Raw genomic sequence first — 18,391 nt, 5'->3', positions numbered from 1 at the left:
CGCCTCTGATAGGGGCGGCGCGTTGCCCTTGCGCCAGGGGTGGGCCTCGCCTAGCGTGCGCGCATGACCCCTGTCCCCGTCATCGTCCGGGCCGCCACCCGCGCAGACCTGCCGGCCATCACCGACATTTACAACCACGCGGTCCTTCACACGACGGCCTCGTACGACCTGGAGCCCGTCACACTGGCCTCCCGGCAGGACTGGTTCGACGAGAAGGCCGCGCGCGGCTGGCCGGTCTGGGTGGCCGTCACCGGGGAGGAGGTGGTGGGCTGGGCGACCTTCGGGCCGTTCCGCGCCAAACCCGGCTACCGCTTCACGGCCGAGCACAGCGTGTACGTCCGGGACGGCCTGCGGGGGCGGGGCGTGGGGCGCGCCCTGATGCTCCCCCTGATCGCGGAGGCCCGCGCGCGCGGCCTGCACTCGCTGGTCGGCGGGGTGGACGCCGGGAATGCCGGGAGCCTCGCCTTTCATGAGCGGCTGGGGTTCGAACGGGTCGCGCATTTCCGGGAGGTGGGGCACAAGTTCGGCCGCTGGCTGGACCTGGTGTTCCTGCAACTGCCGCTGGGCGCGTAGGCGTTCTGGCGGGCGCAGCGGCCTGGGCGCGGGTGTACGCTGGGGGCATGATCGACCTGGGGCCGCTGGCCTGGATGGTGCATGTCGCGGCGGCGTTCGCCATCGCGTTCTTCGCGCAGTCGGTGTTCGGCCCGAAAGGCCGTGAGGCGCCGGTGGTGCTGCGCGCGCTGATCCCCGTGGTGCTCCTGACCGTGCTGGGCGCCGGGTGGCTGCCGCATCCGGTGGCGGGCATGCTCATCGGGTACTTCGGGTCGCGGGCCTTTGGCCGTTGGGGCTCGGCGCGTGGGGGCCTGCTGGCCGCGCTGGGGGGAGCGGTCCTGATGATCGGGCTGGGGGCGTCGTGGCTGATCTTCCCGCTGTTCTTCATGGCGCTGGGCTGGCTGGCGTCGGGCGGCCCGGCGCGTGGGCGGCGGGCGCAGGCGGCGCGTGAGGAGCGCCCGGCGGAACTGTCCGCCCAGGCCGGTGGCACGCCCGCGCCCGCGCCGGCGACCCCGGCGGTGGGGGAGGGGCCGCTGGCCGCGTACCTCGCGGACGCGCGGCTGCCGGCCCAGGCGCGCGCGCAGCTTGTGGCGCTGAACCTGCGGACGCAGGAGGCGCTGACCCTGCTGCGGGATCAGGGGCTGGAGGGCACTGAGGGGTTCTTCGTGGCCCGCGCGATCCGTGAGGAGTACGCCCCTGAGGCGGTGCAGGCGTACCTGAAGCTGCCGCGGTCCCTGGCGGATACCGGCGTGATCGAGGGTGGCAAGACCGGCGCGGCGCTGCTGACCGAGCAGCTGGAACTCCTGCTCGATGGCGTGCAGGACATCATCGCGGGTTCGCTGAAATCGGGTGGGCAGGCGCTGGTGACACACGGGCGGTTCCTGCGAGAGCGGTTCGCGAAGGCCGAGCAGGACCTGCGCGTCCCGGTGATGGTCCCGGCGGCCGACAAGGTGAAGTGACCACTTCCCTCGTTACGCCCAGCACGTAACGCGCTATGCTGGGGGGCGATGTCTGTGCCCGCCCGTGACCACGCTGCCCCCGATCCCGCCGTCCTGACCCCCGCCCTCGACCTCCTCAAGCGCGTCTGGGGGTACGGCGCGTTCCGGGGCGTGCAGGCGCAGATCGTGCAGACGGTCGCGCAGGGCGGCAACGCCATGGTCCTGATGCCCACCGGCGGCGGCAAGAGCCTGTGCTATCAGGTCCCCAGCCTGCTGCGCCCCGGCGTGGGGATCGTGGTCTCGCCGCTGATCGCCCTCATGAAGGATCAGGTGGATACCCTGCGCGGCCTGGGCGTGCGCGCCGCGTACCTGAACTCCACCCTGTCCCTGGACGGCGTGCGCGAGGTCGAGGCCGCCCTGCTGGCCGGGGAGCTGGACCTGCTGTACGTCGCCCCGGAGCGCCTGCTGCTGCCCCGTACGCTGGACCTGCTGGACCGCGCCCCGGTCGCCCTGTTCGCGGTGGATGAGGCGCACTGCGTCTCGCAGTGGGGGCACGACTTCCGCCCCGAGTACCAGGGCCTGACCGTTCTGCCCGAACGCTTCCCCGAGGTTCCGCGCATGGCCCTGACCGCCACCGCCGACGACCGCACCCGCGCCGACATCCTGCGCGTGCTGGACCTGGGCGGCGCGCCGCAGTTCGTGTCGTCCTTCGACCGGCCGAACATCCAATACCGGGTGGGGCAGAAGGACAGCCCCAAGACCCAGCTGCTGGACTTCATCCGCGCCGAGCACGCCGGGGACGCGGGGATCGTGTACTGCCTGTCGCGCAAGTCCGTCGAGGAGACGGCCCGCTGGCTTCAGGCGCAGGGCTTGGACGCCGTCGCGTACCACGCGGGGCTGCCGCCGCGCGAACGCACCCACGCGCAGGACCGCTTCCTGAACGAGGAGGGGCTGGTCGTGGTCGCCACCGTCGCCTTCGGCATGGGCATCGACAAGCCTAATGTGCGGTTCGTGGCCCACCTGGACCTGCCCAAGAGCATGGAAGGCTACTACCAGGAGACGGGCCGCGCCGGACGCGACGGGCTGCCCAGCACCGCCTGGATGGTCTACGGCCTCGCGGACGTGGTGAACGTGCGCCGCATGCTGGCCTCCAGCGACGCGCCCGAGGAGGTCAAGCGGGTGGAGGCCGGGAAGCTCGACGCCCTGCTGACCTTCTGCGAGACCGCCGCCTGCCGCCGCGAGGTGCTGCTGGCGTACTTCGGCGAGGAGTATCACGGCCCCTGCGGGAACTGCGACACCTGCCTGAACCCCCCGCAGGTGCGCGACATGACCCGCGAGGCGCAGATGGCGCTGTCCGCCGCGATCCGTACCGGCAACCGCTTCGGCGCGGCGCACCTGACGGACGTGCTGCTGGGCCGCGCCACCGAGAAGGTCGTCAGCATGAACCACCACACCCTGCCCACCTTCGGGGTGGGCGCGGCGCACGACGAGAAAACGTGGCGGGGCGTGCTGCGCCAGCTCGTCAGCCTGGGTTTCCTGGCCGCCGGGGAACACCATGGCCTGAGCGCCACCGGCAAGGCCCGCTCCCTTCTGAAGGGCGAGACCACCCTGACCCTGCGCGCCGACACCCTGATGCCGCGCGCCTCCCGCCGGGCCGAGAAGCAGCCCCGCGTGGGCCGCGCCCCGGTGGCCACCGAGGATCAGCCGCTGTTCGAGGCGCTGCGCGCGTGGCGCCTCGACCGCGCCCGCAGCCTGGGCGTGCCGCCGTACGTGATCTTCACCGACGCGACCCTCAAGGGCGTCACGGAACTCAAACCGACCAGTCACGCCAGCCTGGGCACCGTCAGCGGGGTCGGGCAGCGTAAACTCGCGGATTTCGGGGACGAGGTGGTGCAGATCGTGCGTGACAGCCTGGACGGGCGGCCCGCCGCGCCTGCCCGGACGGTCACGCCCCAGGAACGCGGGGCGCGTGACAATGCCGCCGTGCTGGGTGCCCTGCGCGCCTGCCCGCAGGAACCTGCCGACCCGGCCCCGGCCCTGCTGGGCCAGCCGCAGCCCGACCCGGCGCAGACCGGGCGGGTGGAGGCGGCGCTACGCGAGGTGAGGCGCACCCTGACGCAGGAGACCGGCCTGAGTGCTTTTCTGATCTTCCCGAACGCGGCCCTGGACGCCCTCGCGCAGCGCCAGCCGCGCAGCGAGGCGGATCTGCACGGCATCCCGGGCTTCGGGCCGAAACGCATCGAGACCTACGGCGCGCGGGTGCTCGCCACCATCCGCGACGCCCTGACCCCTGACTGAGGGGGGCGTGTGCATGGGAACTGTCACAGAATTCTTTATGAGGGGCGGTTCGACGGTTCAATTGACGGGTGTGACCCCATGAAGCGCGGAACCTCACAGACAGTTTGATGCTGAAAGAATAGATAGAGGGAATGATTGCTGTTCTGACCGATTCCACCTGTGATCTGCACCCTGACAGTGCAAAGCAGCTGGGAATCAACATCATTCCGCTGCAGGTCAGCCTGCAGCAGCGCACCCTGCTCGACTGGCAGGAAATTGATCCGGACGCCGTCTACGACCACATGCGGGCCGGTGGAAGCGCCAGCACCACCCCGGTGTCGGTCGCCGCCTTCACGGAACGCTACCGGGAGCTGCTCGCCTCGCACGACGCCGTGATCAGCCTGCACATCTCCGGGAAGCTCTCCGAGACCGTGCGCCATGCCCAGCAGGCGGCCACCCAGCTGGGCGAGGCGGGGCGCATTCAGGTGATCGACACCGAGGTGGCCTCCGGGCCGCTGGCGGAACTGGCGATCGTGGCCCGCGATCAGGTCACGGCGGGCCGGGAACTGCATCAGGTCACGCGCGCCGTGCTGGAGGCCCGCAACAGCATGTACGCCGAACTGTCGGTCGCCACGCTGGACTACCTGCGCCGCAGCGGCCGCGTCAGCCGCGCGCAGGCCTTCCTGGGCGGCATGCTGGGCGTGCGCCCGATCCTGACCTTCGAGCGGGGCGAGCTGAAAGCCACCCGCCGCGCCAAGGTGGATCAGGCGGCAGGCGACATGCTCGGCAGCCTCAAGGAGCGCTTCGGGAACACCCCGCTGAGCGTCACGATCATGCACGCCGGGCGGGACACGGCGCGTATCAGCGCCCTGCGCACCGCGATGGTGGGCAGCGGCCTGAACGTGCAGCGGGGCCGCGTGCAGCTCATGGGCCCCGTGATCGGCGCGCACGTCGGGCCCGGCACGTACGGCTTCAACGCCATTCCGATCGGCTGAAGTCTGCGCCGCAGGGCGGCGGCCATCCCCTCGGGCGTGGCCGCCGCCCTGGGCCGGTCAGGCGGGGTGCAGCCCCGCGAACTCCAGGCCGGTCGTCTCGGGCCAGTCCAGGGCGATGTTCAGGCTCTGGATGGCGTGCCCGGCGGTGCCCTTGACCAGGTTGTCGATGGCGGACATCAGGACCACGCGCCCGGTGTCCTGATCCATCTCGAAGCCGATGTCGCAGTAGTTCGTGCCGTCAAGCAGCATGGGGTCCGGGTAGCGGTGGATGCCCTTGGCGACCTTCACGATCCGGATGAAGGGCTCGGCGCCGTACACCTCGCGGTAGGCGCTCCAGACGTCGCGGTCACTGTAGCCGTCGGGAATCCAGGCCTGCGCGGTGGTCAGGATGCCGCGCACGCGCGGGGTGCTGATCGCGGTCAGGTGCAGCGGGAAGTGCCCGGGGAGTTCCTGCTGCGCCTCGGCGGTGTGGCGGTGCCCGACGGGCTTGTACACCCGCAGGCTCCCGGCCCGCTCGGGGTGGTGGCTGCTGTCACTGGCGCTGGCTCCGGCCGCGCTGCTGCCGACCAGACCGGTCGCGATGATGTCCTTGGGGAGCAGCACGCCCAGTTTCAGCAGGGGGTACAGGGCCAGGATCACGCTGGTGGCGAAGCACCCGGCGCAGGCGATGCGGGTCGCGCCGCGCAGGTCCTCGCGGTGCAGTTCCGGGTTGCCGTACACCCATTCGCCCAGTTTCTCGGGGGTGGGGTGGTCCTCGCCGTAGGTGGCGCGGTAGACCTCGGGGTCTTTCAGGCGGAAGTCCGCCGAGAGGTCCACGATGACCTTGCCCCTGGCCTCGTACTCGGCGATCTTCTTCGCGGCGCTGCCGTGCGGGAGGGCCAGGACGATGATGTCGGCCTCGTCCAGCTCCGCTGCTTTGCGGAATTTCAGGTTGGTGCGGCCGCGCAGGTTGGGGTGCACCATGCTGACGGGGGTGCCCGCGTTGCGTTCGCTGGTGACCTGCGTGACGTTCAGGTGGGGGTGGTTCAGGGCGAGGCGCAGGAATTCCCCGCCGGCGTAGCCGCTGCCGCCCACAATGGCGACGGTCTTCTGGTCGTGCATGCTCATCGCCGGGCAGCATACCCCGTCCCGCCATTGCCTGTCGAGTGATACGTCTGGATGCATTGAAAGTATCAAATGAAAGGTGGCGGCGGGATCGCTCCACGCCGCCACCGCCACAGGACCGGATTACGCCTTGGCGGCCTGTCCCCCGGCCTTGCGGCGGTCGCGCCACTCCTCGAAGTACACCACCAGCGGCGCCACGATGTAGATGCTCGAGTACGTCCCGATCAGGATGCCCACCAGCAGCACGAGGCTGAAGTCGCGCAGCACCGGCCCGCCGAAGATCAGCAGGCTCAGCAGCGGCAGCATGGTGCTGACCGAGGTCATGATCGTGCGCGACAGCGTCTGGTTGATCGCCATGTTCACGATCTCGCGGTACGACCTGCCGCGCATCTCCTTGAGGTTCTCGCGGATCCGGTCGGACACGATGATCGAGTCGTTCAGCGAGTAGCCGATCAGGGTCAGCAGCGCCGCCACGGTCGCCACCGTGAACTCCAGGTTCAGCAGCGCGAACAGCCCCATGGCGATCAGCACGTCGTGCACGGCGGCCAGGATCGAACCGGCCCCCATGATGAAGTCGAAGCGGAAGCCCACGTACACCAGGATCAGCCCCAGGCCCAGCAGCACCGCGTAGATGGTCTTCTGCGTCAGTTCCTGCCCCACGGCCGGCCCGACCGTCTCGGTGGCCTGCACGCTGCCCTGCGGCAGCTTCTGCACGGCGGCCTGCACGGCCACCCGCTCCTCGGGCGTCAGTTCCGGCACCTTGATGGTGTACGAGGCGCCCTCCTGCCCGGTCACCACGTTGCGCAGGATCACGGTGCTCTGCCCGTTCGCCTTCTCGACCCCGGCGCCCGTCACGGCCTCACGCACCTGCTCGGTGGTGGTGGCCGCACTCGTCTTCGCGGTGATGGTCGTCCCCGAGGAGAAGTCCACGCCGTAGTTCAGCCCCTTGGTGAGCACCGTCACGCCACCCGCGATCGCCAGCAGCACGCTGAGCGTCGTGATGATCGGCGCGGGCTTGATGAAGTCGATGTGCGTCTCCTTGATCCACTGCGGCGCGCTCATGTTGGGCTTGCGCTGCGAGAGCCACTGGATGAACCACTTCGCGAACACCAGGTTCGAGAAGGTCGAGGCGATGACCCCGATGATCAGCGTCACCGCGAAGCCCTTCACGGCCCCGGTCGAGTAGTTGTACAGCGCCAGTGCCGACAGCAGGTGCGAGGCGTTCACGTCCAGGATCGCCGCCGTCGAGTGGTCGTACCCGGCGCGGATGGCGTTCTTGATGCCCTTGCCCTTGAACAGTTCCTCCTTGATGCGCTCGAAGGAGATCACGTTGCCGTCCACGGCCGCGCCGATCGTCAGGACCAGACCCGCGATGCCCGGCAGGGTCAGCGTGGCGCCGAAGCCCGCCAGCATCCCCAGGATCACGATGCTGGAGAACAGCAGGCCCAGCGCGCCCACCAGACCGAACCAGAAGCCGTAGTACCCGAACAGCATGATGAACACCAGTCCGATGCCCACCAGCGAGGCGACCGCGCCGCTGCGGATCGCGTCCGCACCCAGGCTCGGCCCGATGGCCTGCTCGGCTTCCGTCTTGATCTTGATGGGCAGCGCGCCCGACTTGAGCACCAGCGCCAGCTGGTTGGCTTCCTCGGCGCTGAAGTTCCCAGTGATCTGCACGTCCCGGTTCAGGCGGCTCTGGATGGTCGCCACGCTCTGGATCTGATCGTCCAGCACGACCGCCATCAGCTTGCCGACGTTCTTGCCGGTGAACTCCCCGAACTTCGCGGAGCCCGCGTCGGTGTTCTGGAAGGTCACGACCCAGCGGCCGGACTGCTGATCGGTCGTGGCCTGCGCGTTCTGGATGACCTCACCGGTCGCCTCGACCGGGCCCAGCTGCGCCAGCGTGTACCCGCCGCTGCGGGGATTCTTCTGCGCCAGGGCCTGATCGGGCTGCGCGTTCGCCTGCACGATCCGGAACTCCAGGCGCGCCGTCTGCTTGATGATCTCGCGCGCGCGGTCCTGCACGGCAGGCGTCGCCCCCGGGATCTCCACGACCACGCGGCGGCCCCCCGCGACCGTCACGGTCGGTTCGGCCACGCCCAGCGCGTTGATGCGGTTCTCGATGACCGTCTTCACGCGGTCGAGTTCGTCCTTCGTGGCGGTGCCCGTCTCCGGGGCCAGCTCGATGCGCAGGCCGCCCTTGAGGTCCAGGCCCAGCGTCATGAACTGGAACTTGTCGTTCCACAGGCTCCAGACGTTGTCCTTGTGCTCCCAGGGCCGCCAGATGTACGCCACGGACGCCAGCAGCGTCAGCAGCAGCAGCAGTCCGGTCCAGAGATTCGGTTTACTCGCGCTCGGCGCGCTGCGCGGGGCAGGGCGGCCGGTCTTCTTACCTTTGTTTCCGTACGTCACGATTCACAACTCCAGTTCATTGCAGAGATTCAGGGTCGGCGGGCGGCCGCGAGTCTCACCCGCCGTCCGACTGCCGCCGCCCCAGCACACTCAGGGCCGGTCGCACACGTGGCTCGGCCCACACCGGCAGCGCCAGCGTGAACCGGGCCTGCGCGGGCGGCAGCGCCACCGGCCGGGGGGCGTCGCCCGCCAGCAGCGGCACGGGCGACCCGGGCGGCGGCGCGGGCCGCAGCTCCGGCAGGGCCGGGGCGACATTCCCCGCCGCCCAGCGGCCCGGGTCCGGCACGTTCCAGGGCTGCCCCAGCAGCACCGCCAGCAGCGGCAGCAGGGGGAACAGGCCCGGCAGGCTCAGCAGCGTACGCGGCCACGCCAGTCGGAAGGAACGCGGGAATCTCAAGGCGACCCAGCATAGCAGAAGGGCCCAATCTCCATTAGCCGCCCCTTAACACCAGACCGGCACACTGCCCGCGTGGTCGACGTCCGGACGTCCCCACAGCCCCTTCCATTCCAAACCCTCAGTCCAGGAGTGTGCCCCGATGAAAACCCGCCTTCCCCTGATCGCCTTCGCCGCGCTGCCCCTGACCGTCGGCGCCGTTCTGGCCCAGCAGAGCACCGGCACGGCCACGAGCACGACCAGTGTCACCGCCCAGGCCCCGCAGCGCGTGCAGCCTGCCCAGCCCGGCCAGCGCAGCAGCCAGCAGGGCCAGACCCAACAGGGCCAGCCCACGCCCCCCCAGCCCGGTCAGCGTCCCGGGCAGCCCGGCCCGCGCCCCATGGGCAGCGGCACCAACTACGCCGACACGTTCCTGAAGAACCTCGCCCAGCAGCTCGGCACCACGCCCGAGAAACTCAAGGCGGCCGCCGTGAAGGCCGGCACGGCGACCATCGACGCCGCTGTGAAGGCCGGGGACATCCCCGCCGACCGCGCCGCCGACATGAAGCAGCACCTCACGGAAAACCCCTTCGCCTTCGGCGGTCGCGGCCCCGGCGGCCCCGGGCGTGGCGGGCACGGTCCCCACGACGGCCCCATGGGCCCCGGCGGTCCGCGCGGCCAGGACAACCAGGGTCCGCAGGGTACCGCCCCCGCGCAGGGCGGCGCTCCCACGGCCCCCGCCGGCAAGTAAACCCGGAACGTCCCCGGCCCCCCGTCCCCGTGGCGGGGGGTGGTCGTTGCCCCCGGTGCACCAGAAAGCCGGAACCCCACGCGGAGGTTCCGGCTCTGGCGGTGAAGTTTAGTTCTGCTCGACTTCGACCATCTCGCTGGCTTCGATGATGTCGCCTTCCATCACGTCGTTCCAGTCCACGTTGATGCCGCACTCGTAGCCGGTCTGCACTTCGCGGACGTCGTCCTTGAAGCGCTTGAGGCCCACGATGGTGCCCTCGTACACGACCTGCTTGCCGCGCGTGACCTTCGCCTTCGCGTTGCGTTTCAGGCTGCCGTCGGTGACGTACGACCCGGCGATGTTGCCGCTCTTGGGGTGACGGATGACCATGCGGACCTCGGCGCGGCCCAGGTACCGCTCCTCGAACACGGGTTCGAGGTTCCCCTTGATCAGGCGGTCCACCTCGTCGATGAGTTCGTAGATGATTCGGAAGGACTTGATGTCCACGCCCTTGGTGTCCGCGACCTTCTTCACGCCGCCGGACGCGGTGACGCTGAAGCACAGGATGGTCGCCTCGGCCGTGGAGGCCAGCAGCACGTCACCCTCGGTGGGCGCGCCGATCCCGGCGAGCATCACGTTGATCTTGACGTCGTCCTTTTCCTTGCGGGCCAGGATGCCCTGGATGGCTTCCACGCTGCCCTGCGTGTCGGCGCGCAGGATCAGGTTCACGGTGCGGACGGTGCCCAGCGGCCCCAGGAGGTCTTCCAGGCTGCGCTGGCCCTTGCGGCGGTCACGGGCGTCTTCCTCGTCGCGGCGGACGTCGGCGCGGCCGGCGACGACTTCACGGGCGGCGTGCTCGTTCTTGGCGCTGATGACCTTCTCGCCGCTGCTGGGGACCTCGCTGAAGCCCAGGATCTGCACCGGGGTGCTCGGGCCCGCTTCCTTGATGCGCGCGCCGTTGCTGTCGGTCATGGCCTTGATCTTGCCGTAGTTCTCACCCACGACCAGGAAGTCGCTGACGTGCAGCGTGCCCTCCTGCACCATGACGGTCGCCAGGACGCCCGCCTGCTTGTCCACCTTGCCCTCGATGACCACGCCGCTGAAGGTGCCCTTCGGGTCGGCGCGCAGGTCCTCGATCTCGGCGGTCAGGCTGATGTACTCCAGCAGGTCCTCGACGCCCTCGCCGGTCTTGGCGGATACGGGCACGACGACTAGGTCACCGCCGTACTCTTCGGGCACGAGGTTCAGCTGGGTCAGGTCGGTCTTGACGCGTTCAGGGTCGGCCTGGGGCAGGTCGACCTTGTTGATCGCGACGATCATGGGGACCTTGGCGGCCTGCGCGTGCGCGATGGCCTCGCGGGTCTGCGGCATGAGGCTGTCGTCGGCGGCGATCACGATGATCGCGATGTCGGCGACGTTCGCGCCGCGCGCGCGGATGGTGGTGAAGGCCTCGTGGCCGGGCGTGTCGATGAACACGATCTTGCCCTTGCTGGTCTTCGCCTCGAACGCGCCGACGTGCTGGGTGATGCCCCCGGCTTCCTTGGCGGCGACTTTCGTCTTGCGGATGTAGTCCAGCAGGCTGGTCTTGCCGTGGTCGACGTGACCCATGATGGTCACGACCGGCGCGCGGTGCGGAATTTCCTTCTCGGTGCTCACGGGTGCCTCGGTCTGGTCGGCCACCGGGGCGGCGCCGGTCTGGGCCGCCGCTTCGGTCGCCTGAGGAGCGGTCTGGACGGTGGTCTGGGCGGGCGCCTCGGTGGGCGCAGCCGCAGGGGTCGTGTCGGCGTCGGTCTGGGCGGGTGCGCCGCCCTCGGCCTCGGCGGCCAGGATCTCCTTGATCAGTTCGACGGTGTCTTCCTCGATGGTGCTGCTGACGCTCTTGTAGGACACGCCGAGCCCGTCGAGGATTTCCAGCATCTTCGCGTTTTCGACGCCAAGGTCCTTGGCGAGGGTGTAAATACGAACTTTCGACATGCTCACCTCCGGTGAGACCCGCGCCGGTCTTTACGCGCGGGGTAAATCAGTGGATCGGTTCAGGAGCGTCTGCGAGACGACCGGAGCCTGCGCTCCGAACGCGCGGCGCAGCCGCTTCTCCGCCCAGCACGCCGGGCTGTCGGCGCACACGTACGCGCCGCGGCCCGTGCGCGGCCCCTCCTTCACCCGCCAGCGGCCGTCCGCGTCCCGGCTCAGGCGAAGGAACTCGCCCTGCGCGCGGCGGCGACGGCAGGCCACGCACGTCCGCTCGGGCACGTGCCCGGTCTTCGGCGTGGGGGTGGGGGGGGGGCGGCGGTCAAGGGTTACTCCTGCTCGTCGTCCGGGCTGGCGGTCGCGACCGACTTGCTGTCCTTGAACAGCGCGTCGAACGCCGACTGGGCGCTGCCCGCGTCGCGGCCGTCCTGCTCGTCCTGCATGGCCTGCTGCATCGCGGCGTCCAGGTCGCTGATCGCGGCGGTTTCGCGCAGGTCGATCTTGAAGCCGGTCAGCTTGGCGGCCAGACGGACGTTCTGCCCGCCCTTGCCGATCGCCAGGGACAGCTGGTCGGGGGTGACGGTCACGGTCGCCTCGCGGCGGTCGGGCTGCGCCTCGATCAGGCCCACCTTGGCGGGCGAGAGGGCGTTGCGGATGAAGTCGCGGGTGTTCGCGTCCCAGAGGATCACGTCCACGCGCTCGCGGCCCAGTTCGCCGGTGACGGCCTGGATGCGGTTGCCGCGGTGCCCGATGCACGCGCCGATCGGGTCGACGTTGCTGTTGTGGGAGAAGACGGCGACCTTGCTGCGCTGACCGGCTTCACGGGCGATGGCCTTGACCTCCACGATGCCGTTGGCGACCTCGGGAATCTCCTGCTTCAGGAGGTAGTCGAGCAGCCGCTCGTCGGCGCGGCTCGCGAGGATCGTGGGGCCCTTGGGCGTCTTGCGGACTTCCTTCAGATAGATCTTCACGCGGTTGCCCGGCGTGAGCTTCTCGCCGGGGATCTGCTCGCGGGGCGGCAGGATCGCCTCGCCGGCACCGAGTTCCACGAACCAGTTGCCCTTGTTGTCGCTGCGCACCACCTGCGCGGTGAGCACCTGGCCCTCGCGGTCCTTGTACTCGTTGAAGACCACGTTACGCTCAGTTTCGCGCATCTTCTGCGTCAGGGTCTGCTTGGCGGCCTGCAGGGCGATGCGGCTGAACTTCTCGCGGTCGACGGGGAACTCCATCTCCATGCCGACCTCCACGCCGGGATCGAGTTCCAGCGCGTCGGCCAGGGAGATCTGCAGGTGCTCATCCTCGACCTTCTCGACGACCTCGCGCACGATGAGCACTTCCAGCTCGCCGCTCTGCGGGTCGAGGTGCACCTCGATGCGCTTCTCGGGTTCCACGTTGCGGGTGTACGCCTGGGCGAGGGACTGCTCGAACGCCTCGATCAGCTGCATCTCGTTGATGTTGCGGGCCTGCGCCACTTCACGCAGCGCGTCGGCAAAGTTGAATTCCGGCTGGGTCATCTCACGCTTCCTTCTGGGTGCGTCACCGGCACCCTTGAATCGGTTCTCAAAGGGGGTTACCGGTGACGGTCGGGGAACTCGGCGAGGTTCGCCTGGAACGTCCCGGCCGTCAGGGTGACCGGCTCGCCGTTCACGGTGAACGTCACGCGGTCGCCGTCCACACTGGTCAGGGGCGCAGTGAACGAGTGCCCGTCGCCGCGCACGCGGACCTTCAGGCCCAGCATGCGCTCGAAGTGCCGCGCGCGCAGCAGCGGCCGCTTCCCACCCGGGGACTCGAACTCCAGACGGTACTCCCCGGCGATCGGGTCGACCCGGTCGAATTCGGCTTCCGCCGCGCGGCTGGCGCGCGCCAGATCGTCCACCGTGACCGGTTGCTCGTCGAGGCGGTCAATGCGCACCAGCACGATCGGCTGGCCGCCCATGTTCTGCACCTGCACTTCCAGCACCTCGAAGCCCAGGGGCTCCAGCGCACCGCTCGCGAGTTGCATTAAGTTGTTGTTGTCATTGTTATTCATATTGTGTCGGCTGACCAGCAGCCTAAAACCACCCCCTCCACGAAAAAAGGTGAGCGAACCGCCCACCCCCCGTTCGAGGAATTACCCGCCCAGTATACCCCACCCGGCCGAAATCACACGCCAGCCGTCACAAACGCCGCGCGCGGGGCCGCGCCAGGGGGGCGCCCCTCTTGCGCTGGCCGCCCCTGATCACCTACAGTGTCAGGCCGCGCGGGCGGTTAGCTCAGCGGTAGAGCTCTCGCCTTACAAGCGATAGGTCGGGGGTTCAAATCCCTCACCGCCCACCACCCCGGATGCCCGCCCAGTGCGGGCATTTTTCTTGTGAGGACTGCCGCTGGAGCGTCCTTTGTACCTCCCGTGTACCTCTCTACCGGTCTGTGACGCCCCCCGGCTGTGGTCAAGTCGGCCAGGACGATATCCCCCGGTGTCCTCCGGGGGACGCCACTGTGGCAGGTGTGGGCCGCGCCCCTTACCGCCAGAGGGTTCAGTCCCGCGTGTGGTCGGACATGCGGGCCGCGCCGGCACCGGCCCTTCCTGGCTCGGCCGGTCAGGCGTCGTGCTGATCGAGCTGTGCCACGACCTGCTCGCTCCAGCGGCGGCCCTCGTCGCCACCCCACAGCAGCCACGCGATGTACCCGCGCGAGGGCTTCTCGCCGTCCTTGCCGGTCTGCTTCAGGTTGTCGTGAGCGTGGCGGGGGAAGTACTGCGCGACGTGCCGGACCTCCTGCTCGGTCAGGGTGCCGCCCGCGGCGAGTTGCTCGGCCATGTGCTCCCCGACCTCGGTCCCGCCGAAGCCGTGTTCGTCGCGCAGTTTCAGGCCACGCTCGGCGTTGTGCTGCACCTGCTTCGGAATGCTGAGGTCCACCGCTTTCGTCGTCATGGTCCCACCGTGGCAGGCGCGCGGCAGGGCAAGCGTAGGCGGGGATGCAGAGGCGCAGGAGATGACGGATCGCCTCAGGATTGATGAGCGCGGACCCGGGCCGGGGGGGCAGGTCAGGTCTGGCTGTCCGGGTGGGCCGCGAGGGTCTTCCCGGCGACGGCCGCGCGGGTGGTCATGCCGGTCAGGCGGCCGATCCAGCCCGAGACGGTCCGGGTGACGGCGCCCGGCATGCGGCCGGATTCGGCGTCCCGTACGGCGCGGCGCATGGCGTCCTGTGGGTCCCGCATGGCGGACCCGTGTCCGGTGGCGAGCACGCGGGCCGGGACGTTCAGCAGGGTGCGGGCACTGCGGGTGGTAGCGGCCGGGTCGTGCGTGCCGAAGGTCGGCAGCGGGAAGATCGCGTTCAGGACGCTGGCAACCCGCAGGCCTGGCACGTTCACGAAGGTGTCGCCGCTGTACAGCGTGCCGTCACGCTCGTCGAGGTACGCGACGTGCCCGGGGGAATGGCCGGGCGTGTCGATCACCGTCAGGGAGCCCACGCGGTCGCCGCCGCGCAGCAGCCGGGTGGGCGGGGCGGCCACGCCCTGTTCGGCGAGCAGCGGCTGGTCGGCCGCACCGACCAGAAGTTCCAGCCCGGGCCACCGGGCCATCAGGGTGTCGATGGCGCCGACGTGATCGCTGTGCGCGTGGGTGAGTGCCACGCGGCGCAGGGGCAGGCCCAGCCGGGCGGCGGCGCGGTTCACGCGGCGGTCCATGCCGCTGAGGCCGGCGTCGATCAGGGTCAGCCCGTCAGTTTCCGGTACGAGGTACGCGTTGATCAGGCCGAACTGCGTGAGGCGGATGGGCGGACGGGGCATGGGGAACCTCCGGCATGGGGGAGAGGCGTGTGGCGGGGGCTGGTCAGCAAGTGAACGCCGTTCGCCTTGATGGTGAACACCGTACACCTTCGCCTCACGGGCGTCAAGACGTACACTGTTCACCATGCCGTACCCCGCCAAGCTCACCCGTGAGGGCATCACCCGGGCCGCCCACATCCTGCTCGACCAGGGCGGACCCGACGCCCTTGCCATGCGGCCCCTCGCCGACGCCCTCGGCGTGCGCCCCGGCAGCCTGTACCGCCATTTCGACAGCCGCGACGCCCTGCTCGGCGAGCTGGCCGAACACGCCGCCGACGCCCTGCGCCTCGACCTGGGCGCCGCCGCCGGAACGCTCGGCCCCCGCGACGCCCTGAACGCCGTCGCCCAGGCCTACCTGGACTTTGCCCGCACCCGCCCCCACACCTACGACCTCCTCATGACCCCCCGCCCCGGACAGGCCCCGGGCATCAAGACCAGCGCCGGCAAGCACCTCTGGAACGCCCTGCTGACCCACGTCGGCGCGCTGACCGGGAACCCCGACGACACCGGGCACGCCGTCGCCTACTGGACGTTCCTGCACGGCGCGGCCAGCCTCCAGCGCAGCGGCCTGTACGGCGCCAGCGGCCCGCAAGGCGGCCTGGACATCGGCCTGAACGCCATCCTGGACCGCATGGCACGCGCCGCTCAGGCGTAATCCTGCTTCCAGCCGGTCCCGCACGCCGCCGCGTACACTGGGCGGCATGAAGCGTCGCCAGACCGTCAGCGTCAACGTCGGGGGGGTCATGGTGGGCAGCGCCCACCCGGTCGTCGTGCAGTCCATGACGAACACCGACACCGCCAACGCCGAAGCCACCGCCATCCAGATCGCGCAGCTCGTCCGGGCGGGCAGCGAGATCGTGCGCGTCACCGTCAACACCCGCGAGGCCGCCGCCGCCATCCCCGACATCATTGCCCGCCTGAAAGAGGTCGGGATCGAGGTGCCCATCGTCGGGGACTTCCACTACAACGGCCACATCCTCCTGCGCGAATTTCCCGAAACCGCCCGCCTGCTCGCCAAGTACCGCATCAACCCCGGCAACGTCGGCGCCGGGCAGCACCACGACGCGAACTTCGCCACCATGATCGAGGTCGCCAAGGAGTTCGGCAAACCCGTGCGCATCGGCGTGAACTGGGGCAGCCTCGACCAGCAGGTCCTCGCCCGACTGATGGACGAGAACACCGCCGCCGGTGCACCCAAGACCGGCACGGATGTCATGATCGACGCGATGGTCGTTTCCGCCCTGGAAAGCGCCGCCTACGCCGAGGAACTCGGCCTGCCGCACGACAAGATCCTGATCAGCGTGAAGGTCAGCTCCGCCCCGGAACTCTGGCAGGTGTACCGCCAGCTCGCCCCGCTGTGCGACTACCCCCTGCACCTCGGCCTGACCGAGGCGGGCATGGGCATGAAGGGCATCGTCGCCAGCAGCGCCGCCCTCGCGCCCCTGCTGATAGAAGGCATCGGGGACACCATCCGCGTGAGCCTCACCCCGGAACCCGGCGCCAGCCGCAAACTGGAGGTCGAGGTCGCCCAGCAGATCCTCCAGAGCCTCGGCATCCGCCAGTTCCTCCCGCAGGTCACCTCCTGCCCCGGCTGCGGCCGCACCACCAGCACATTCTTCCAGGAACTCGCGCAGAAGATCCAGGACTACATCCGCGACACCATGCCCGACTGGAAGGCCAAGTACCCCGGCGTGGAGGACATGCAGGTGGCCGTCATGGGCTGCATCGTGAACGGCCCCGGCGAGAGTAAACACGCCAACATCGGCATCTCCCTGCCCGGCACCGGCGAGGATCCCCGCGCGCCCGTCTACCAGGACGGCAAACTCCTGACCACCCTGAAAGGCCCCCGCATCGCCGAGGACTTCCAGGACCTGCTGGAGAACTACGTCGAGCAGCGCTACGGGCGCAGCGAGGCCCCCGCATGAGCGCCTGGGGCGTCGGCCCCTTCCAGAACGAGGCGGCCGCCGGGTACGCCGCCGAGATCGTGCAGGACGGCGCGTACGCCCTGGCGGAAGCCTTCGACGTCGCGCTGGACCCCGACAACGACTACCTGGAAGCCGAGGAAGGCCACCGCGCCGTCGCGGCCGCCGAGACCCTCGCCGCCGTCCTGACCGGCGACACCAGTGCCCTGACCGACGCCGCCCTGCGCGCCTGGGTGCAGAACGCGGACGCCGCCGAACTGGCCCACCTGCGAGGGCACGCCATGGAAGCCCTGGAACGCGTCCTCGGGCCCGGCAGCGAACTCCCGGACCTCTGGGAGGACAGCGAGGACGCCGACGCGTGGCGCGAGGACATCCAGCGGCTGCGCGCCGCCCTCAGCTAAGAGTGCAGGGCTGAGCGTGGACCCGGGCGTGCTGCCCTGGCTGCGGGGCGACCTGACCCGCGCGGACGAGCGCGCCCCGGCGCGCCTGACGGCCGACCTGCACCGCTGCGCCCGCGAACTCGGCTGGACGCTCGTCGGCAGGCTTCACCTCGACCCCATGACCGAGGTGCGGGGGCAGACTCTCCGACCGGCGGCGGATGGGGGAGAGGTCCGGCTTCTGGCATACACCGTCAGTTCTGCGTGGCCTTCGCGGACGCCGTGCACCCGGAGCGGGCCTTCGCGCCCTACCTGAACCCACCGGGCCTGACCGTGTGGTGGCAGGCGCGCGGCTGGGTGGTGCCGGACGCCGCGTGGCTGAACGGTACACCGGACCGCGCCGACTTGGACTGCCTGCCACCCGGCGCGTCGAGAGGGGCGCGGCACCTGGGCTGGACACGCGGCGACCTGCTGTTCCGGTACTGGTGAGGGTCACTCCGGCAGAGAGCCGTTCTGCCGCTCGTAGGACCGGGTGAACATCAGGTTGCCGCGCCGCATCCCCAGCCGCTCGTAGAACGGGACGAGGTCGTCGTCGCAGCCCAGGTCCACGGCGTACAGGTGCCGCAGTTCGTCCCGCAGGCGGGTCATCAGGGCGCGGCCCACGCCCCGGCCCTGCCATTCGGGCAGCACCTCCAGCAGTGGAATGTACGCGGTGAGCACCCCGTCGCTGATCGCCTGCACGAAGCCGACGACCTGCCCGTCATGCAGGGCCAGCACGACCCGGTACGATCCGCGCAGCAGCCGCAGGAACGTGTCGGGCGTGGGCGGGTTGGGCCAGTCCACGAAGAAGCCACGCAACTGCTCAGGCGTGAGGCCGTCCAGGGACGTCGTGAGGGAAGGGCCGGGTTGAGTCACGACCGCCAGTGTGCCGTCTGCCC

At 69.9% G+C, this 18,391-nt stretch carries 19 protein-coding genes and 1 tRNA gene; 10 read left to right on the top strand and 10 right to left on the bottom strand.

The window, feature by feature from the left end:
- Nucleotides 1-63: 63 nt before the first annotated feature.
- The 4 genes from AUC44_RS08870 (at nt 64) to AUC44_RS08855 (ending at nt 4,762) form a co-directional block, all read left to right on the top strand.
- Nucleotides 64-573 carry a GNAT family N-acetyltransferase gene (locus tag AUC44_RS08870; protein WP_062158297.1) on the top strand — a complete coding sequence of 170 codons (510 nt, stop codon included), beginning with the start codon at nt 64-66 and terminating at the stop codon, nt 571-573.
- Between the two features lie 47 nt (nt 574-620).
- Complete coding sequence (locus AUC44_RS08865) at nt 621-1,511, top strand: hypothetical protein (protein WP_062158296.1); 891 nt, start codon at nt 621-623, stop codon at nt 1,509-1,511.
- Between the two features lie 48 nt (nt 1,512-1,559).
- Complete coding sequence (gene recQ / locus AUC44_RS08860) at nt 1,560-3,788, top strand: DNA helicase RecQ (RefSeq protein WP_062158295.1); 2,229 nt, start codon at nt 1,560-1,562, stop codon at nt 3,786-3,788.
- Between the two features lie 131 nt (nt 3,789-3,919).
- Nucleotides 3,920-4,762 (top strand): DegV family protein, encoded by an 843-nt coding sequence (locus tag AUC44_RS08855; RefSeq protein WP_062158294.1) that lies wholly within the window; start codon nt 3,920-3,922, stop codon nt 4,760-4,762.
- Nucleotides 4,763-4,819: 57 nt separating this feature from the next.
- On the opposite strand, the gene argC is transcribed toward AUC44_RS08855, so the two are convergent.
- The 3 genes from argC to AUC44_RS08840 form a co-directional block, all read right to left on the bottom strand.
- Nucleotides 4,820-5,863: an N-acetyl-gamma-glutamyl-phosphate reductase gene (argC, locus tag AUC44_RS08850; protein WP_417926372.1), complete on the bottom strand. Its 1,044-nt coding sequence runs from the start codon at nt 5,861-5,863 to the stop codon at nt 4,820-4,822.
- Nucleotides 5,864-5,989: 126 nt separating this feature from the next.
- A complete protein-coding gene (gene secD / locus AUC44_RS08845) occupies nt 5,990-8,278 on the bottom strand; it encodes a protein translocase subunit SecD (protein WP_062158293.1) in 2,289 nt (762 codons plus the stop codon).
- Nucleotides 8,279-8,333: 55 nt separating this feature from the next.
- Nucleotides 8,334-8,675, bottom strand: coding sequence for a hypothetical protein (locus tag AUC44_RS08840; RefSeq protein ID WP_062158292.1), 342 nt, complete (start codon nt 8,673-8,675; stop codon nt 8,334-8,336).
- Between the two features lie 139 nt (nt 8,676-8,814).
- Here AUC44_RS08840 and AUC44_RS08835 point away from each other — a divergent pair, with 139 nt between their 5' ends.
- Nucleotides 8,815-9,402, top strand: a complete 588-nt coding sequence (locus tag AUC44_RS08835) for a hypothetical protein (RefSeq protein ID WP_062158291.1) — start codon at nt 8,815-8,817, stop codon at nt 9,400-9,402.
- A gap of 108 nt (nt 9,403-9,510) precedes the next feature.
- Here the strand turns inward: AUC44_RS08835 and infB are convergent, their stop codons facing one another.
- From infB to rimP, 4 genes are all read right to left on the bottom strand, one after another.
- Nucleotides 9,511-11,355, bottom strand: coding sequence for a translation initiation factor IF-2 (gene infB / locus AUC44_RS08830; RefSeq protein WP_062159762.1), 1,845 nt, complete (start codon nt 11,353-11,355; stop codon nt 9,511-9,513).
- Between the two features lie 30 nt (nt 11,356-11,385).
- A complete protein-coding gene (locus tag AUC44_RS08825) occupies nt 11,386-11,613 on the bottom strand; it encodes a DUF448 domain-containing protein (protein ID WP_231724584.1) in 228 nt (75 codons plus the stop codon).
- Nucleotides 11,614-11,678: 65 nt separating this feature from the next.
- Complete coding sequence (gene nusA, locus AUC44_RS08820) at nt 11,679-12,863, bottom strand: transcription termination factor NusA (RefSeq protein ID WP_062158289.1); 1,185 nt, start codon at nt 12,861-12,863, stop codon at nt 11,679-11,681.
- A 56-nt stretch (nt 12,864-12,919) separates the two neighbouring features.
- Nucleotides 12,920-13,378 (bottom strand): ribosome maturation factor RimP, encoded by a 459-nt coding sequence (gene rimP / locus AUC44_RS08815; protein WP_062158288.1) that lies wholly within the window; start codon nt 13,376-13,378, stop codon nt 12,920-12,922.
- Between the two features lie 212 nt (nt 13,379-13,590).
- Here rimP and AUC44_RS08810 point away from each other — a divergent pair.
- Nucleotides 13,591-13,665: transfer RNA gene (locus AUC44_RS08810), tRNA-Val, on the top strand.
- Between the two features lie 260 nt (nt 13,666-13,925).
- Here AUC44_RS08810 and AUC44_RS08805 read toward each other — a convergent pair.
- Together AUC44_RS08805 and AUC44_RS08800 are read right to left on the bottom strand one after the other, a co-directional pair.
- Nucleotides 13,926-14,258, bottom strand: coding sequence for a hypothetical protein (locus AUC44_RS08805; protein WP_062158287.1), 333 nt, complete (start codon nt 14,256-14,258; stop codon nt 13,926-13,928).
- Between the two features lie 113 nt (nt 14,259-14,371).
- Nucleotides 14,372-15,115 carry an MBL fold metallo-hydrolase gene (locus AUC44_RS08800; protein WP_062158286.1) on the bottom strand — a complete coding sequence of 248 codons (744 nt, stop codon included), beginning with the start codon at nt 15,113-15,115 and terminating at the stop codon, nt 14,372-14,374.
- Nucleotides 15,116-15,239: 124 nt separating this feature from the next.
- Here AUC44_RS08800 and AUC44_RS08795 point away from each other — a divergent pair, with 124 nt between their 5' ends.
- From AUC44_RS08795 to AUC44_RS08780, 4 genes are all read left to right on the top strand, one after another.
- Nucleotides 15,240-15,809, top strand: a complete 570-nt coding sequence (locus tag AUC44_RS08795; protein ID WP_231724397.1) for a TetR/AcrR family transcriptional regulator — start codon at nt 15,240-15,242, stop codon at nt 15,807-15,809.
- A gap of 46 nt (nt 15,810-15,855) precedes the next feature.
- Entirely contained in the window at nt 15,856-17,079 is a 1,224-nt protein-coding gene (ispG, locus tag AUC44_RS08790; protein WP_062158284.1) for a flavodoxin-dependent (E)-4-hydroxy-3-methylbut-2-enyl-diphosphate synthase, read from the top strand.
- The gene (locus tag AUC44_RS08785; RefSeq protein WP_062158283.1) at nt 17,076-17,477 is read left to right on the top strand and encodes a DUF4259 domain-containing protein; all 402 of its coding nucleotides are present in this window, start codon (nt 17,076-17,078) and stop codon (nt 17,475-17,477) included. The genes ispG and AUC44_RS08785 overlap by 4 nt, the downstream gene beginning before the upstream one ends.
- 240 nt (nt 17,478-17,717) lie before the next feature.
- Nucleotides 17,718-17,942 (top strand): hypothetical protein, encoded by a 225-nt coding sequence (locus tag AUC44_RS08780; RefSeq protein WP_062158282.1) that lies wholly within the window; start codon nt 17,718-17,720, stop codon nt 17,940-17,942.
- Nucleotides 17,943-17,945: 3 nt separating this feature from the next.
- On the opposite strand, the gene AUC44_RS08775 is transcribed toward AUC44_RS08780, so the two are convergent.
- Nucleotides 17,946-18,368 carry a GNAT family N-acetyltransferase gene (locus AUC44_RS08775; RefSeq protein ID WP_062158281.1) on the bottom strand — a complete coding sequence of 141 codons (423 nt, stop codon included), beginning with the start codon at nt 18,366-18,368 and terminating at the stop codon, nt 17,946-17,948.
- Between the last annotated feature and the right edge of the window lie 23 nt (nt 18,369-18,391).

Source organism: Deinococcus actinosclerus (assembly GCF_001507665.1).
GTDB lineage: Bacteria > Deinococcota > Deinococci > Deinococcales > Deinococcaceae > Deinococcus > Deinococcus actinosclerus.
The sequence above is the reverse complement of the archived record's forward strand: the minus strand, read 5'-3'. Positions and strand labels throughout refer to the sequence as shown.